Below are 15928 nucleotides of genomic sequence, written 5' to 3'. Positions count from 1 at the left end.
GGTCGTCATGCGCCAGTTCACTCACGTTCTTTCGGTTCGGACTTCGCGCCGTGGCCTGGTCGAGGTCACTCGCGAGATCCGCGCCTGGGTGGCCGCCCAGCAGGTGACCACCGGGCTGCTCACGGTCTTTTGTAAACACACTTCGGCATCGCTGCTGATACAGGAGAATGCAGCGAAGGAAGTGCGCACCGACCTGGAAGCCTTCTTCGAGCAGATCGCGCCCGAAGATCCCGCCCGCTATGCGCACGACGACGAAGGGCCGGACGACATGCCCGCCCATCTGCGCACGGCGTTGACGCAAGTTCAGTTATCCATTCCCGTGATGGACGGCAAGCCGGTGCTAGGCACGTGGCAAGGGATTTATTTGTTCGAGCATCGTCGGCGCCCGCACGAGCGCGAAGTGGCCCTGCATCTGCTGGGCGAGTGATCGATCGCTGTCTACGCAAGGTGTCGAAGTTGTCAGAGACGCCCCGCGCGGGACTGAATACACTTACCCGATGAGATTTCAGTCCCTTTCGAACCGGCGCGGCTCATGGCGCAGGTTGCACGGAGCCTTTCTTTGAATTCCTCGGTCGAGGTTCACGATCCCGCCACCCCGCGGGATCACACCGCATTTGCTGTGATTCTGGCGATCAGCTGCTGCCATCTGATGAACGACATGATGCAGTCGCTGATGCAGGCGACGTATCCCATGGTCAAAGACAGTCACCAGCTGAGCTTCGCGCAGCTGGGCTGGATCTCGCTGGCGTATCAGACCACCGCGTCGTTGCTTCAACCGGTGGTCGGTTATGTCGCCGACCGGCGGCCCGCGCCGTTTTCGTTGCCGGCCGGAACGTTGTTCACGGCCGCGGGCCTGGCGGTGTTCGCCATGGCTCCGAGCTTCGGCTGGCTGATGATCGGCGGGATGATGCTCGGCATGGGCTCGAGCGTGTTTCATCCCGAATCGTCCCGTGTCGCCCGCATGGCGGCAGGTAATCGTCATTCCCTTGCGCAGTCGTTGTTTCAGCTGGGCGGCAACGCCGGTCAGGCCATCGGACCGTTGTTTGCAGCGCTGATCGTCGTGAAGTGGGGGCAGTCGAGCCTCGTGGCTTTCGCGCTGCTGACGCTGGTATCGACGGCCATCCTGTGGAACGTCGGTGTCTGGTACAAACATCACGGATTGCCTCGCCTGCAGCGACTGCGCACGCCGCACAAGTCGCAGGCCGCCGCTCCACGTGGGCACGTCGCCAAGGGCATGACCATTCTGCTGGTGTTGATTTTTTCCAAGTACGCGTATGTGGCGAGCCTGACCAACTACTACACGTTCTATCTCATCGAGCGTTTTCAGCTGAGCGTGGTCGAGGCGCAGGTGCATCTGTTCCTGTTTCTCGGAGCGCTTGCGGTTGGCACGCTCGCCGGCGGCTACTGGGGCGATCGCTTCGGCCGCAGGAACGTGATCCGGTTTTCGGTATTGGGCGCGATCCCATTCACGCTGCTGTTGCCCTTCGTCGACCTGGCATGGACCGAAGCGCTCACCGTGCTCATCGGCTTGACCATCGCCTCAGCGTTTCCGGCAATCGTGGTGTTCGCGCAAGAGTTGATGCCCTCGCGCGTCGGCATGGTGTCAGGAATGATGTTCGGCTTTTCGTTCGGCGTGGGCGGCCTGGCGGCAGCCTCGTTCGGGCATCTGGCGGATGTTTATGGGATCGAAATGGTCTACCGCCTCAGCGCATTTCTGCCGCTGCTCGGCTTACTCGCCATCTGGTTGCCAGACGCACGCCGCGCCGAGGCTGCGGCGGCTTAGGTTCAAATCACGTAATGTGGTTCGCCCACAGATCGTTGAGATAGCCGAAGCTCCAGTTCTCCGGCGGTTCGCGGGCGACGATGCGATCGTTGACGAGCGGATCCATCAGATCGATCAGCTTGGGCTCGAACGGCATGCCCGACTTGGTGGAGAAGAACAGCTTCACCTTGGGCGCGGTGAGCTTGGCCGCGTTTTGTTCGACGACCACGCCCAGTTTGCCGGACGCCATGCGCACCAGCGAGCCGACCGGATAGATGCCGATGGTCTTGATGAAGGTCTGCAACACCTTCGGATCGAAATGGCCTTCCCAGGACGCCATTTTCGAGACCGACTCGGCCGGATCCCAGCCTGCTTTATACGGACGATCTGACGTCACGGCGTCGTACACGTCGCACACCGCGCTCATGCGCGCGATCAACGAAATCTTGTCGGCGGGCAGAAAGTCCGGATAGCCCTTGCCGTCCATGCGCTCGTGATGATGGCGGGCCACGTCGAGCACCCGCTCATTGTCGACGCCGCTCTCGAGCAGCATTTCATAGCCGCGCACCGGATGCGATTTGATGATGGTGAATTCTTCGTCGGTGAGCTTGCCCGGTTTGTTGATGATGTCTTGGGGCATGACGGCCTTGCCCAGGTCGTGCAGCAGACCGGCCATGCCGGCGTCGCGCACCGTGTCGTCGTCGAGGCCGAGTTGCCGGCCGAGCGACACCATCAATGCGCACACCGATACCGAATGCATATAGGTGTATTCGTCCGCCGTCTTCAGACGGCACAGGCTGACCAGCGCGTTCGCGTTGTGATCGACCGAGTCGACGATGTCGTTGACCAGCGGCGCGCAGTCGCCGGTGTTCACGGCGTTCCCCATGCGCGCTTCGTTGAACAGCGAAGTCACCGCTTCTTTGGAACGTTTCAGCACCTGACTTGCGTTATCCAACTCGTCCGCCATCGAGCCGCCGCGCTTTCTCTGCGTCGGCGCGGACTCGGGCGCTGGCGCCGCGACTGAAGCAGGGCGGCTGTCCTTCGGAGGCGCGACGTCCATGCCCTTGGAAAGATCGATCCAGATCTGTTCCACGCCCGAGCTCTTCAGGCGCGCGAGCATGTCTCCGTCTTTGACCAGGAAACGGGTCTTCCACAAATTGTGCTTCAGCCACGGTCCGTCGACCGAAGCCACGAACATCCCGGTTCGAACTTCAGATATGGCGATTTTCTTCAGCATGTCGGATGGTGAGCCGTGTGTTGCTCTGCATCGGCAGCCGCACCCGGAAAATTTACGGTCGGCCCCCAACGGATTTTGAGAGGTCCGTCGCAAAGCGAAGGCAGCGCGCAACCTAAGTGGAACTTCGGCGTGCAATCCATGGCGCGCGATTCAGGGGTTCTCGCAAACATTGACGCGCGTCACCCGGAAACGTTAACGTCGCACTCGCTAGGGGAGCCCCTATAGGGGCTGAGAGGTCATTGGCGCTTGGCGCGGTATGACGACCCTTGAACCTGATCCAGGTCATACTGGCGTAGGAAAGGCCAATCGCGTAGCGATACATAGTCGTCAACGACGTCGCGTATGCGTTGCTTCGTACCCCGGCGTGTCTCTGGATCTCCCATGAACGATTGCAAGGGAGAATCGGATGAACGCCAAAGCGGTACCCGTCAGCACGGCCGCGCTGCCTGCTTCCCGCAAGATCCACGAAACTGGCGTATTGCATCCTGATATCAAGGTGCCGATGCGCGCAATCACGTTGCATCCGTCGGCGCGTGAGCCGGATGTGGTTGTTTACGATTCTTCAGGGCCTTACACGGATCCGCGCGTCAAGATTCATATCGAGCAAGGTCTGCCGCGAATCCGCGAAAAATGGATTCATGAGAGGAACGATGTCGAGCGCCGCGTCGAGGCGCTGAGCGCGGATTTTCCAATTAGGCATGCTCCGTTGAGAGCCAAGGCAGGCGCGGCGGTGACGCAGTTGGCGTATGCGCGCGCGGGCATCATCACGCCGGAGATGGAGTTCGTCGCGATTCGAGAAAACGTGGGCCGCGCGCGAACCGGGCAAGCGGGCGCTCGCGACGGCAATTCGTGGGGTGCGAATGTGCCGGAGTATGTGACGCCGGAATTCGTGCGCGCGGAGATCGCGGCGGGTCGCGCCATCATCCCCGCGAACATCAATCACCCCGAATCCGAGCCGATGATCATCGGCCGCAATTTCCTGGTGAAGATCAATGCCAACATCGGCAACTCCGCCGTGACGTCCAGTATGGCGGAAGAGGTCGACAAAATGGTGTGGGCGATCCGTTGGGGCGCGGACACCGTGATGGATCTGTCGACGGGCCGGAACATACATAACATTCGCGAGTGGATTCTGAGGAACGCGCCGGTTCCCATCGGCACCGTGCCGATTTATCAGGCGCTCGAGAAAGTGGATGGCGTGGCGGAAGCGCTGACGTGGGAAATCTTCCGCGATACTTTGATCGAGCAGGCTGAGCAGGGTGTGGATTACTTTACGATCCATGCCGGAGTTCGCTTGCAATATATCCCGCTGACAGCGAACAGGGTGACCGGGATCGTGTCGCGCGGCGGCTCGATCATGGCCAAGTGGTGTCTCGCGCATCACAAAGAAAGTTTTCTCTACGAGCATTTCGAGGAAATCTGCGAGATCTGCCGAGCGTACGACGTGAGCTTCTCTCTCGGCGACGGTCTGCGCCCGGGCTCCATCGCGGACGCGAACGATGCCGCGCAGTTCGCAGAACTGCGCACGCTCGGCGAGCTGACGAAGATCGCCTGGAGCCGCGATTGCCAGGTGATGATCGAGGGGCCGGGTCACGTGCCCATGCACAAGATCAAAGAAAACATGGACGAACAGCTCAAGCACTGTTCGGAGGCGCCGTTCTATACGCTCGGCCCGCTCACGACCGATATCGCGCCTGGATACGATCACATCACATCGGCAATTGGCGCGGCCATGATCGGCTGGTTCGGGACCGCCATGCTTTGCTACGTCACGCCGAAAGAACATCTCGGCCTGCCGAATCGGGACGACGTCAAAACCGGCGTCATCACATACAAGATCGCCGCGCATGCGGCTGACCTGGCCAAGGGGCACCCAGGCGCGCGTGATCGAGACGATGCGATCTCGCGCGCACGCTTCGATTTCCGCTGGGAGGATCAGTTCAACCTCTCGCTGGATCCCGACACGGCTTGCGCCTTCCATGACGAAACCATGCCTCGCGAGGCGCACAAGCTCGCGCACTTCTGTTCGATGTGCGGTCCGAAGTTCTGCTCGATGCGCATCTCGCATGAGGTGCAGGCTGCCGCGCGCGAATCGGGCATGACCGAGATGGCGCAAAAGTTCAGGGAGCAAGGCGAGATCTACATCAATCCGAGCGCGAGCTGATCGCCGTGAGGGTCACGATTGTCGGCGCGGGCATCGCAGGTCTGACGTGCGCCGTCGAACTCGCCGAGCGCGGCATCGCCGTCGAAGTGTTCGAGCAGGGGCAGGGGTTCGGTCCGCAAAGCTGCTCGTGGTTCGCCGGCGGCATGCTGGCGCCCTGGTGTGAGTGCGATCACTCCGCTGAGTTGGTAGCAAAGTTCGGCGAGCAAAGCCTTGCATGGTGGAGCAAGCGCGCGCCGGCGTTAGTGCAGCGGGGAAGCCTGGTGGTGGCGCAGGGCCGTCACTCGTCTGAACTCGTGACACTCAGTCGCCGGACGACGCGCTATGAATGGTGGGATGGAGCAGCAATCGGAAAGTTGGAACCGTCGCTCGCCGACCGGTTCCCGCGAGCACTGTTCTTCAAAGACGAAGCGCACATCGATCCCCGCGCTGCGCTCCGATACCTCGCGGACAGAGTCATCGCGCTCGGCGGGCGCATCCATTTCGGAATCACATGCACCGATGAGTCGCGTGGCGATCATCTCGTCATCGACTGCACCGGCCTGGCTGCGCGACATCAGCTGCGAGATCTGCGGGGCGTGAAGGGAGAGATGGTGTTATTGCGCTCGCAGGAGATTGCGCTTCAGCGACCAGTTCGATTGCTCGATCCCAGAATTCCGGCGTACATCGTGCCGCGCGCCGACGGCGTGTTCATGGTGGGCGCCACCATGATCGAGAGCGACGACACCAGTCGAATAACAGCTCGCTCGATGCTGGAGTTGCTGAGCGCGGCTTACGCGTTACATCCGGCGTTCGCCGAATCTGAAGTTCTGGAGATGGGCACCCAAGTGCGTCCAGCCTTCCCCGACAATATGCCGCGCATCGTCTGGCGGCGGGATCGAATTTATATCAACGGCTTCTTCCGGCACGGCTTCCTGCTTGCGCCCGCCTTTGCGCAAATGGCCGCTGACGCTGTCTTGAAAGATGAACGTTGTCCTCAGGTGGCCTATGAGAATCACGCTTAACGGCGATGCTCGCGATATCGCCGCTGCAAACCTGGATCAGGCGCTGAGCGAGCTGGGTTACACCGACAGCTTCGTAGCGACCGCGGTCAACGGCCATTTCGTTCCAAAGGCGGAGCGCCGTAACAAACGACTCGACGAAGGCGACCGCATCGAAGTCGTCGCGCCCATGCAAGGAGGCTGACGTGCTCGTCTACGACACACGGTTGACCTCGCGACTACTGCTGGGAACGGCGAGATATCCATCGCCGGCGGTGCTGACGGAGGCGGTCAAAGCGTCCGGCGCCGATGTAGTCACGGTATCCCTGCGGCGTGAGTCGAGCACCGATCGCTCGGGGCAGGGCTTTTTTTCCATCATCAGCTCGCTGGGCGTGCGTGTGCTTCCGAATACGGCGGGCTGCCATTCCGTCAAAGAAGCGGTGACCACGGCGCACATGGCCCGCGAGCTGTTCGACACGACCTGGATCAAATTGGAAGTCATCGGCGATCGGTCGATGCTGCAGCCGGATGTGTTCGGGCTGGTCGAGGCGGCCAGGATTCTTTGCGATGAGGGCTTTCAAGTCTTTCCGTACACGACGGAAGATCTGGTGGTCGCGGACAAACTGCTCGACGCTGGCTGTCGCGTCCTGATGCCTTGGGGTGCGCCCATCGGTTCGGGCCAAGGCTTGAACAATGTTCCGGGGCTGCGAGCGATGCGAGCTCGATTCTCGTCAGTGCCGATGATAGTGGACGCCGGCATCGGTGTTCCGTCGCACGCGGCACGAGCCATGGAGTTGGGCATGGACGGCGTTTTGATCAACACCGCGGTGGCTCGCGCCGGCGATCCGCCTGCCATGGCCGCGGCGTTTGGTTATGCGGTCAATGCTGGCCGCACGGCCTTCCTGGCCGAGCCGATGCTGCCCAGTGATGTTGCGGTTCCTTCGACGCCAGAAGTCGGTCTTGCATTCCTCACATGAAGCTAGATCCGTTTTATCTGATCGTGGACGACGTCACATGGCTGCCGCGTCTGCTGCCCGTGGGAGTTCGACTTGTTCAATTGCGCATCAAAGACGAACCTCCGGCCGAGGTGCGTCGGCAGGTGGTGCTGGCGAAGGGGCTTTGCAGGCAGGCGGGGGCGTGTTTGATCGTCAACGACTATTGGCAGATCGCGCTCGACGAAGGCTGCGACTTCGTTCATCTAGGCCAATCCGACCTTGATAGTGCGGATGTGTCAGCGTTGCAGCGCGAAGGCGTTCGCCTGGGCATCAGCACTCACAGTCATGAAGAGCTCGACCGCGCGCTTACCTTCAGTCCGGACTACGTCGCACTCGGGCCGATCTATCCGACGACGCTGAAAGTGATGCCCTGGGCGCCACAAGGCCTGGATCGCATTGCCGAGTGGAAACGTCGCATCGCTCCCATTCCTCTGGTAGCCATCGGAGGACTGACGGTCGAGCGTCTGCCGGATGTCTTCAGAGCCGGCGCGGACAGTGCCGCGGTCGTTTCCGATGTTCTGCGTAACCCGGCACCTGAACTCAGAGCACAGCAGTGGATCAGCGCCACGCGGGAAGCGATGGTGCAAAGAGAGAACAGCTGAATGCCATCGCGTGTGCTCGTGATTGCCGGCACGGATTCGAGTGGCGGAGCGGGTCTCGTCAGAGATGTTCAAGTCGTCACCGATTTCGGGGCGCGTGCGTCGTGCGTGGTTACTGCGGTAACTGCGCAAACTCACGGTCAAGTCGCGGCCGCATGCGTGCTCGCTCCCGACCTCGTTCGCCAGCAGCTCAACACGGCGCTTCAATCAAACGAGATCGCCGCGATCAAGATAGGCATGCTCGGCAGCGCCGCGATCGTTCGTGCGGTGCTGGAGGAGCTTCCCGATCGGCGGCGCATCCCGGTCGTGTTGGATCCCGTGCTGTCGTCCTCCTCCGGCACGGCGCTGCTCGACAGCGACGGGCTGACGCTGCTGCGCGACCAGCTGTTACCTCGATGCACGTTGGTGACGCCGAACTTGGGTGAGGCAGCGACGCTGCTGGATGTGAAGGTCGCGAGCACCGAGGCAGATCAGTCCAACCAGGCAGAAGCGCTACTCGAGTTTGGCCCCGACTATGTGTTGCTCAAAGGCGGCCACGGATCCGGCATTGACGCGATCGATGTGCTCGCTCCGCGAATTGGGACGCCATCATTACTGCGCTCCACTCGTTTGAACGCAACCCTGCGTGGCACCGGCTGCGCGCTCAGTTCTGCAATTGCCGCTTTGCTCGCCGCGGGGGTAGGGATGGAGGCGGCATGTCGACAAGCGAAGGCATACGTTTATAGAGAGTTGTCCGCGACGTTATAGTACGCGGATGACGCCGCCTTCGTTCGATACGCCCGCAGGCCGCCTTCTCGGCTGGCGCGACGGGCGAGTAATTCGTGCTACCGGAATTCGCTATGCGCGTGCCGGGCGTTTCCAGGCGCCGGTCGCCGAGCCCCCTTCATCCACCGACATCGACGCCACCGAATGGTCGCCAGCTTGCGCGCAGGCCGACCATCCCTTCGGCATGGGACTGATGCAGTCGAGCGTGCGACAGCTGGCCACGACGGAAGACTGTCTGCGTTTGTCGCTCACGCTCCCGGAGGATGTGACGCCGGGCGACCGACGGCCTGTCATGGTGTGGATCCACGGCGGATCGTATGTGTTCGGCGCGGGTGACGCCGCCATCTACGATCCGAAGGCGCTGGTGGAAGAGCAGGGCGTCATCGTCGTCTCGGTGACTTATCGTTTGGGCTTGCTCGGTTTTCTCGGTGGCGCCGAGGGCCGTGCCGCCAACCTGGGACTGCTGGATATCATCGCGGCCCTGCGTTGGGTGAAAACAAACATCGCTGCTTTCGGCGGCGATCCCGACTGCGTCACTCTGTTCGGCCAGTCCGCGGGCGGCGATGCGATTGCGCACCTGATGATCGCCGAAGGCGCGCAGGATCTGTTCCGGCGCGCCATCATCCAGAGCGCGCCCTTGGGGATCAGCCTCGGCCGCCGCAAAATGACCGAGGCGATGATGAAGATAGCCGCTCGCGTGGCGCACGACGCAACGACGGAAGATGTGATCGCTGCGCAGGATTCCGTCGTGTCGGCCGCTAGCGGCTTCGGCTGGCCGGCGAGCATGCCGTTCGGCACTCAATATGGTCATCATCCATTGCCAGAAGAACGTGACATCGATGCGGCATGGTCACGTTGCGCGCCTCGCTTCGATGTTCTCATCGGACTGACCGCGGAGGAGGGATCGTTCTTCATTCCCATCATCGACGCGGCCAAGAAAATGGCGGCGCTACCGATGATCGGAGGAGTCCTCCGTCGCGCCATTGTAGATACCATCACACGCAAAGTGTACGCGGCAGCGGCGCAGCGCTTCGCCAAACGTCACGTGCAGGGCGGTGGCCGCGCGTTCACTTATCTCATCCACTGGGGATCGAAGACCAATCAGCTCGGCGCGACTCACGCCATCGATCTGCCGCTGCTGTTCGGCGATGAGCAGACCTGGCGCGATGCGGATCTGATCGCGGGACTCGACTGGACGGAAGTGCACAGCCGCGGTCGCAAGGTGCGAGAAGTGTGGTCGTCGTTCGCGAGGACTGGAACTCTCGAACCGGGGCTGATCGAGCCTGAAGTGCTCAGCTACAAGTCAGTGCACGACTGACGACAATCAGTTCGTCATGCGTTCGGTGAGCCGCTGCCGGTCGGGGGCGCGGCGCGGCTTCAGATGCAACTCCCGGCGTTTGTAGTCGATGACCAGCGTATCCAGGAGACCGATGATGTCCATGCCGATGACCAGCGCGGGCTCATCGCTCATTTTCCACGCGTCGAAGATATACATGTCTCCAAACGTCACCCGCATGCCGCGAATCGAAACATCGCCGATGTCCACGGCCGGAGCGAACAGTGTTTCACCGTGTTGGACGTCGAGGGTCACGCCGATGACGGCGTTCGTCACGCCCTGAGATTTCTTGGAGAGCGCGGCTTTCAGGCTCTTGTTGCCGATGGTGGCCTGCGCGCCGGTGTCCAGCGTCGCACGGGTGCGCACGCCGGCGAGCTTGACGTCGAACATCAGCAAGTGACCGTGCCGCAGCTTCACCGGAACGCGGCTGAAGCCCAGAGCGCGAAACGGTGCGTTCGCGCGTAGGATCGAGATCTGGTCGTTCTTGAAATCGATGTGGATGCGCTTGTCGCTGAGACCATCCGCGCCGAGCACGCCTTCGGCGCCACCGAACACGTCGGGCACCACCGCCACGTGGCGTTCACCCAGCCACAGATCGCCGACTTCGATGCTGTCCACCTTGATCATCGGGACTACCGCCGAGCCAGTGGCGCCGAGTAATTTCACGGTGCGAGTTTCGTCGGCGCCGAGGCGCTTGGCGAGCAACGGGACGACGGCGGTGCTGTTGGCGCCGGTGTCGAGCACCAGGCGGAATGGGCCTTTGCCGTTGATATACACCGGGGCCCAGACTCGTCCGATCCGGTCACGCAGGGTCGGTGCGACGTAACGTGGCTCTGGCGCCTCGACCACCAACTCTTCCACGTCCAACGGCGGCGGCATGAGCAGGGGCTGGTCCAGCAGGGGCGGCACGACGGCCTCCGTCTGTGCCTGAGGCGGCGACACGATCGGCTTCGAATCGACATCATTGGCCAGACTGGCCGACGCCGACAGCAGCATCGCCAACGCAATCACGAACAGACGCGGGGTCATGTTTCCCTCGACATCGTTGCCAGTCGCGTGAATCCCCATCCCCCCATCCCTGTGATTCCGCCGCAAGCCTCGGCCGGAATCGCTTTTCCTCGTTTCCTTAGAACGTTTGCTCCGCCATTCGTTCCTCCGACTCCACCCATTGGCCGTCCCATTCCTCGGCTTCGAAGCGGCTGGTGAAGGGGAACCCCGGCGGCCGCCGCTTTTCGAAGCGCGGGTCGTATTCGATCTCGGTGGCGTAGCGCGGCTCGCTGGCCGACAGGCTGCCCGCCGAAAGACTGCCGTAGATCTTCAAAGTGGCGGAGCGGGCGTGGTCGATGTCTCTTACGACAAAGCGCCGGCCCGCGAAAATGGCCGCGTGGACGTGCAAATCGCCCGGACCTGTCGTGCCCGGCGACGCCACTTCCACGTACTTGTCGCTGACCAGGCCGAGATAGTCGCGCGAATCCTTCACCTGACGCGGGTCGCGTGCGTAGGTGATGTCGTCCTCGATGACGATCTTCTGCGGCGAGTAGACCAGGATCTTGCCGGCCACCATGCCTTGCACCGACAGCGTGACACCCTGGCCGGCTATGAAATACACCGGATGCTCGGACGGCGAATTGAGATAGCCCGCGCCAGTCGAGCCGTTGGTGCGCCACATGTAACTGCCGTCGGGAAAAAACCGGATACGAGTGTCGTCGGTCAGCTCGTGGATCCGGGCTTCCGCCTCTCGTGGCGCCCAGGCAAAGGGCTGGAGGGCTTCGGGCAGATCGATCCGGCTGGTGCGTGTTTCCACGCCGCCCGGAAAAATCTCCGCCTGTCGCCGGCGGCCGCTGGCGAACATCTCGAAGGTGCGCGCGGCCGTCGTCACTTTCCCTAGAAATTTCGGGCCGACGCGCGAGTCGTGCATTACGTTGAATTGCGAGTTGCTGTGAAAGCGGCCGACGATCACGTCGTCATGCAGCTGCACCATCGGATCCCAGCGATCCACGACTTGAGTGAACTGCGAGAACGCCAGACGTTTCAGCATGATGCGCGTCGACAGCAGCTTGCCATGGCTGGCCGCGCTGACCTGCGCGATCACGTGCTCCAGCGCCGTGCCGTCTTTGGCGCGTTCCCAGACCAGCTTGGCCGTGTATTGCTTACCGTTGTCTTGCCACTCCAGCTGACTTTCCAGCTTACCGGCCTGTTGTTCGATCAAGCGGGCGAGACGCTCCGGCAGAGCGGCCAGCTCCTCTTGTGAGGCGGCGAACGTGGCCGCGGTTTGTGTGGTTTCAGGCAGGCTCGCGGTCGTGGTGGAGTCGGCCGGGATCTCCGGCGGGGAAGACTGTGCAACTACCGGATCGGTGCTGCTTTCTTCGCTGATCGGCGCGGGTGGCTCGGCGTCCTGGCCCAGTTCCTCGGTGAGCTCCGCCGTCGTAAAGCTGGGCTCCAGCGGCGCGAGGTCGAGGCCGTCGCTGCGATCGACGTCGGGAGCCTCGATCAGCACCATCTGCGAGGCGGGCTGCTCGCTGGAGCCGATGCCGTCCTGCCGGCCGCCGAACACGACGACCGCCAGAAAAATCCCGAGATGAAGCGCGCCCGACACAACGGCCGCGAGCACGCGTCTCGTATTTCTCGCCTCGATCAGGCCAGGAAGCGCCATGGTGTCCCCCTAGTGCGCTTCCGATAGAGTAGTCCCAGCCCGAACAAAAGAGGAGAGCGAATTTCCTCGCAACTAAATTTCGGCAATATTGAGCGCGCGTCGGGCGAATTCAGCGAGTTATATGCACGGCCCGCGATTCGCCGCCACAACGTTGCTCGGCTTCCGGGCCGGCGAGAGCAATACAAAGATTGATGCTGTCGCCGTTCGGGGCGGTCTGGGCCAGCACATCCCGCACTTCGTTGACTTTCAACCGATGTGACAGGAGCAGGGCGATGCCGCCGGACACGTTCGCCGCCGCCATGGAGCTGCCGGACACGAAGTCGTAACTGTCATGTGGTACGAGCGTCAGCACGTCGATGCCAGGCGCGAGCAGCACGTCGCGAGCGGTGTGCGCGTGGCCGACGGCGTCGACGACCACGACGCCTGGAATCTCCGAAGGAAAACCCGCCGCCACACCTTCGGTCGGCAGGGCCGCGACGAAAATCATATTGCGAGCCAGGCCGTGCTCGACGAGCCGGCGCAAGAGCGGATCGCTCGGGCCGCCGAGACTCAGATTGACGATATCGGCCTTCATCTCGATCGCGCTTCCCAAGGCAATGGCGAGCGTGAAGCTGTCACAAACGGCGCGCGCGGGACTGGACGATTCCGACCAGCAGGCCGCCAGCGATTGCACCTGAGCTTCCGGCGCGATGCCTACGATGCCCACCGAGTTGCCGCCGGTCGCGGCGATAACACCCGCGACCGCCGTGCCATGCGCGGCTCCGCGAGTACGTTGCCCCGTGAAGTTACTGACCGCGATCTTGCTGCCTGCAAGATCGGCGTGAGTCACGTCGACAGCGGTATCGATCACGGCGATGGTGACGCCTTTGCCTCGGGATAAAGCATGCGCCTGAGGGATGCCCATCGCGGGAAGACTGCGCTGTAAGCCGGCGTAAGGATCGTTGTAAGAGCCGCTGAGTGTCCCGAACGAATTCAAGGGTTGAGCGGATTCGACTCTCGCATCGTCGCGCAGCCGACGGAGCAGGTCGGACTGCGATTCGCCGGGATCGATTCGATACACGATGCAGTGGACGCGCAGTTGTGAGATCGGCCATTCACGCACCGGTGTGAGCCGGTAGTGTGTCGCCAGCTCGCGAGCGGTTGCTCGAGTGCGAGGTGCGATCGCGTACTGCATGGCCGAGCCGTAATCGCGGGGCGACGAACCGGCCCGAGGGGAAGGCATTCCTTCGGTGTTGTGCAGAGTGATGACAACGAAACGTTCGGGATGGGTGCGAATGAGCTCTTCGTCGGCGGACTCGCGCGCGAACTGCATGCAGGCGCTGAGTGCGAGCATCGCCAGCAGTGCCGCCAGATGTTTCATCGAGTGGTTCCAGCCGACATTTGACTGGGCTCCGCGAACAACACTTCGGAATGTTCACGCAGGGTGGCCATGATCCGGCGCACGTCCTGGCCTTCCCGCGTCGCCAGCGTGTAGACGCCGGCTTCGCTCGGGCCGGCGACGATGTCGCATTCGACAGCTCGTAACATCTGGTTGATATTCTGCAGCTGGGCATTCGGGGCAAACACCACTCGCACGGCGGCTTGCCGATCTGACGCCTGTGGGCTCGCGAGCGTCGTGTATTCCGGCTGCGGAGGAGCGGCGGATCTAAACAACGCGCCCGTGAGCGCGGCGATCGCGATCAGCTGGATCCAGATCGCCGCCACCAGCCAGGGGCGTTTGATCCGAGCGGGCTTTTCAGCAGCGGGCTGCTGATCGAGCTGCGCAAGCAGCTTCTGCCACGACGCATTTGGCGCGGCGATTACGTCGTCCGTGCCACGCATCTGATTGTAAAGAGCCCGGTGCCGTTCGAGTTCGTCGCGGCACTCGCTGCAATTTTCCGCGTGAGCGAGCACCTCGCGCTGATCGACGTCACTCGCGCGACCGTTGACGACCCAGGGGATCAACTCCCAGCACTGCTCATGATTGGAGTGCAGTCTGTGCATGCGATTCTCGATGTTCTCTATTCGATCTCTATGGATTGCCCGCCAGGCGCGGCAACAGGACGCTCAGCTTGCGCCGGGCGTGGAACAGGCGTGTCTTGACAGTGTTCACCGGGCAACTGGTGATGACCGCGATCTCCTCGCAGGAGTGACCGAGCACATACGCCAGCTCCAGGCACAGGCGCTGCTCGATGGGCAGCTCCTCGAGCGCTTGCTCGATCCACTCCTGGGTTTCGCAGGCTTGCAGCCCCTCGACGCCGACCAGGGACTCGTTCGCTTCCAACTCGATCAGCTCGAACGATCGACGCCGACGCACGCTCTTCAGCGCGCGCCGGTAAGCGATGCCGACGATCCAGGTGGAAACGCGGGAGTCACCCCTGAAGCGCTCGGCGCTGTTCCATACGACCAGCAATGTGTCGTTGATGACTTCCTCGGCCAGGTCCTGCCGCTGCGTGATCCGCATCAGGAACCGAGACAGGCGCCGGTGATACAGCACATACAACTCGCGCAAAGCGCCCCGATCGCGCAGGCTGATGCGCCGGATCAGGGCCAGCTCTGCCTCGTTGTTGTTGAGCGGCGGTTTGGGGACCGACGCCACTCTCGGGCTCGTATCGTTGTGGGTGCGCGTCATCACGCTGGTAAGTACCCTTGGCGAGCCGCACGGTTCAATCGATGTCGCCGAATCTCCAGATCAGAGTGCCGGACCAGGTATTGGTGGCGCGTTCGTGCCCGAACAGCCGCCGCGCGTCACGGTCCACATAGGTATAGGTGAGATGCAAGGTGAGTCGCTTGGCTGAATGCATCAGCCCGGCGTGACCGTACCAATATTCCTGGTCGAACAGCTCGCTCAGATCCCGGTAGCCCACGCCGACATTGCCGGACCAGCCACCGACGATGGCTTGATTGGCGCTGAGCTCGTACGACAGCGCTGATCGGTCGGCCGCTACACCCCGATAGCTTGCATCGGCGTAGTTCGGCGACCACGCCACTGTTGCGAACAACGCGGAGCGGTAGCCCAGCGAGGCAGCCACTTCGTCATAGTCATAACTCACGTACGGCACGTCGTCCGGATAGAAATAATGAGTGGCCGTCAGCGACGCGATCCAATCGGGGGTGATTCTCCAGGCGCGCGCGGCGTACAGGTCGATTTCCATGTCCGCGCCCGGACCGTCGTAGCGCTCGATGCCCGAGGCCCAGGCGCCCACCGTCCAATGCTCGTCGACTTGGGCTCGCAGGCCCCCTTGCAGTGTGGGTTCGCCTCTCGTCTGCGACAGGCCTTGCTGAACGTAGTCGCTGGTCAAGGCCAGCGAGCCGCTCCATTTCACATCGGCGTGCGACGTGTCGACTGCCAGCAGACCGAATATGAAAACAATGCATGAGGCCCACGGCGGCGTTTGCCGCGACTCGTCCGCCGCACTGTTGGAAAGACGCCTGTTCATGTCGGGCCGTCAGCGTGCCGC

General features: G+C 62.3%; 16 protein-coding genes and 1 riboswitch. Of the genes, 9 read left to right on the top strand and 7 right to left on the bottom strand.

The window, feature by feature from the left end:
* Positions 1–7: 7 nt before the first annotated feature.
* A complete protein-coding gene (locus VGD45_RS01270) occupies positions 8–427 on the top strand; it encodes a secondary thiamine-phosphate synthase enzyme YjbQ (protein ID WP_331153450.1) in 420 nt (139 codons plus the stop codon).
* 105 nt (positions 428–532) lie between these two features.
* The gene (locus VGD45_RS01265; RefSeq protein WP_414717544.1) at positions 533–1783 is read left to right on the top strand and encodes an MFS transporter; all 1251 of its coding nucleotides are present in this window, start codon (positions 533–535) and stop codon (positions 1781–1783) included.
* Between the two features lie 7 nt (positions 1784–1790).
* Here VGD45_RS01265 and VGD45_RS01260 read toward each other — a convergent pair whose 3' ends face one another.
* On the bottom strand, positions 1791–2960 hold the full coding sequence (locus VGD45_RS01260) for an HD-GYP domain-containing protein (protein WP_349263176.1): 1170 nt from the start codon (positions 2958–2960) through the stop codon (positions 1791–1793).
* Positions 2961–3198: 238 nt separating this feature from the next.
* Positions 3199–3316, top strand: a riboswitch (TPP riboswitch).
* An 89-nt stretch (positions 3317–3405) separates the two neighbouring features.
* Between VGD45_RS01260 and thiC the strand changes: the two genes are divergently transcribed.
* The 7 genes from thiC to VGD45_RS01225 are packed head-to-tail and all read left to right on the top strand — an operon-like array spanning position 3406 to position 9817.
* Positions 3406–5163, top strand: a complete 1758-nt coding sequence (gene thiC, locus VGD45_RS01255) for a phosphomethylpyrimidine synthase ThiC (RefSeq protein ID WP_331153447.1) — start codon at positions 3406–3408, stop codon at positions 5161–5163.
* A 5-nt stretch (positions 5164–5168) separates the two neighbouring features.
* On the top strand, positions 5169–6164 hold the full coding sequence (thiO, locus tag VGD45_RS01250) for a glycine oxidase ThiO (RefSeq protein ID WP_331153446.1): 996 nt from the start codon (positions 5169–5171) through the stop codon (positions 6162–6164).
* Entirely contained in the window at positions 6148–6345 is a 198-nt protein-coding gene (gene thiS, locus VGD45_RS01245) for a sulfur carrier protein ThiS (protein WP_331153445.1), read from the top strand. The genes thiO and thiS overlap by 17 nt, the downstream gene beginning before the upstream one ends.
* A gap of 1 nt (position 6346) precedes the next feature.
* Positions 6347–7117: a thiazole synthase gene (locus tag VGD45_RS01240; protein WP_331153444.1), complete on the top strand. Its 771-nt coding sequence runs from the start codon at positions 6347–6349 to the stop codon at positions 7115–7117.
* The gene (locus VGD45_RS01235) at positions 7114–7737 is read left to right on the top strand and encodes a thiamine phosphate synthase (protein ID WP_331153443.1); all 624 of its coding nucleotides are present in this window, start codon (positions 7114–7116) and stop codon (positions 7735–7737) included. The genes VGD45_RS01240 and VGD45_RS01235 overlap by 4 nt, the downstream gene beginning before the upstream one ends.
* On the top strand, positions 7738–8481 hold the full coding sequence (locus tag VGD45_RS01230) for a hydroxymethylpyrimidine/phosphomethylpyrimidine kinase (RefSeq protein ID WP_331153442.1): 744 nt from the start codon (positions 7738–7740) through the stop codon (positions 8479–8481).
* A gap of 7 nt (positions 8482–8488) precedes the next feature.
* Positions 8489–9817 carry a carboxylesterase family protein gene (locus tag VGD45_RS01225; RefSeq protein WP_331153441.1) on the top strand — a complete coding sequence of 443 codons (1329 nt, stop codon included), beginning with the start codon at positions 8489–8491 and terminating at the stop codon, positions 9815–9817.
* A gap of 6 nt (positions 9818–9823) precedes the next feature.
* Here VGD45_RS01225 and VGD45_RS01220 read toward each other — a convergent pair whose 3' ends face one another.
* The 6 genes from VGD45_RS01220 to VGD45_RS01195 all read right to left on the bottom strand — a co-directional run bounded on the left by VGD45_RS01220 (position 9824) and on the right by VGD45_RS01195 (position 15907).
* Positions 9824–10903: a retroviral-like aspartic protease family protein gene (locus VGD45_RS01220; RefSeq protein WP_331153440.1), complete on the bottom strand. Its 1080-nt coding sequence runs from the start codon at positions 10901–10903 to the stop codon at positions 9824–9826.
* Between the two features lie 58 nt (positions 10904–10961).
* Positions 10962–12488 (bottom strand): hypothetical protein, encoded by a 1527-nt coding sequence (locus VGD45_RS01215; RefSeq protein ID WP_331153439.1) that lies wholly within the window; start codon positions 12486–12488, stop codon positions 10962–10964.
* 109 nt (positions 12489–12597) lie between these two features.
* Complete coding sequence (locus tag VGD45_RS01210; RefSeq protein WP_331153438.1) at positions 12598–13848, bottom strand: S8 family peptidase; 1251 nt, start codon at positions 13846–13848, stop codon at positions 12598–12600.
* Positions 13845–14471 carry a zf-HC2 domain-containing protein gene (locus VGD45_RS01205; protein WP_331153437.1) on the bottom strand — a complete coding sequence of 209 codons (627 nt, stop codon included), beginning with the start codon at positions 14469–14471 and terminating at the stop codon, positions 13845–13847. Before VGD45_RS01205 ends, VGD45_RS01210 begins: the two co-directional genes overlap by 4 nt.
* Positions 14472–14499: 28 nt before the next feature.
* Positions 14500–15066, bottom strand: a complete 567-nt coding sequence (locus VGD45_RS01200; protein ID WP_331153436.1) for an RNA polymerase sigma factor — start codon at positions 15064–15066, stop codon at positions 14500–14502.
* Between the two features lie 67 nt (positions 15067–15133).
* On the bottom strand, positions 15134–15907 hold the full coding sequence (locus VGD45_RS01195; protein ID WP_331153435.1) for a TorF family putative porin: 774 nt from the start codon (positions 15905–15907) through the stop codon (positions 15134–15136).
* Between the last annotated feature and the right edge of the window lie 21 nt (positions 15908–15928).

This window comes from Steroidobacter sp., from assembly GCF_036402275.1.
Classification (GTDB): domain Bacteria; phylum Pseudomonadota; class Gammaproteobacteria; order Steroidobacterales; family Steroidobacteraceae; genus Steroidobacter.
This window is presented reverse-complemented; position numbering and strand designations above follow the sequence as displayed.

Excerpts from the sequence above, each read along its gene's own strand:
- VGD45_RS01270 (WP_331153450.1), top strand. The coding sequence starts at position 8 with ATGCGCCAGTTCACTCACGTTCTTTCGGTTCGGACTTCGCGCCGTGGC.
- VGD45_RS01265 (WP_414717544.1), top strand. The coding sequence starts at position 533 with ATGGCGCAGGTTGCACGGAGCCTTTCTTTGAATTCCTCGGTCGAGGTT.
- VGD45_RS01260 (WP_349263176.1), bottom strand. The coding sequence starts at position 2,960 with ATGTTCGTGGCTTCGGTCGACGGACCGTGGCTGAAGCACAATTTGTGG.
- thiC (WP_331153447.1), top strand. The coding sequence starts at position 3,406 with ATGAACGCCAAAGCGGTACCCGTCAGCACGGCCGCGCTGCCTGCTTCC.
- thiS (WP_331153445.1), top strand. The coding sequence starts at position 6,148 with ATGAGAATCACGCTTAACGGCGATGCTCGCGATATCGCCGCTGCAAAC.
- VGD45_RS01235 (WP_331153443.1), top strand. The coding sequence starts at position 7,114 with ATGAAGCTAGATCCGTTTTATCTGATCGTGGACGACGTCACATGGCTG.
- VGD45_RS01230 (WP_331153442.1), top strand. The coding sequence starts at position 7,738 with ATGCCATCGCGTGTGCTCGTGATTGCCGGCACGGATTCGAGTGGCGGA.
- VGD45_RS01225 (WP_331153441.1), top strand. The coding sequence starts at position 8,489 with ATGACGCCGCCTTCGTTCGATACGCCCGCAGGCCGCCTTCTCGGCTGG.
- VGD45_RS01220 (WP_331153440.1), bottom strand. The coding sequence starts at position 10,903 with ATGGGGATTCACGCGACTGGCAACGATGTCGAGGGAAACATGACCCCG.
- VGD45_RS01215 (WP_331153439.1), bottom strand. The coding sequence starts at position 12,488 with ATGGCGCTTCCTGGCCTGATCGAGGCGAGAAATACGAGACGCGTGCTC.
- VGD45_RS01210 (WP_331153438.1), bottom strand. The coding sequence starts at position 13,848 with ATGAAACATCTGGCGGCACTGCTGGCGATGCTCGCACTCAGCGCCTGC.
- VGD45_RS01205 (WP_331153437.1), bottom strand. The coding sequence starts at position 14,471 with ATGCACAGACTGCACTCCAATCATGAGCAGTGCTGGGAGTTGATCCCC.
- VGD45_RS01195 (WP_331153435.1), bottom strand. The coding sequence starts at position 15,907 with ATGAACAGGCGTCTTTCCAACAGTGCGGCGGACGAGTCGCGGCAAACG.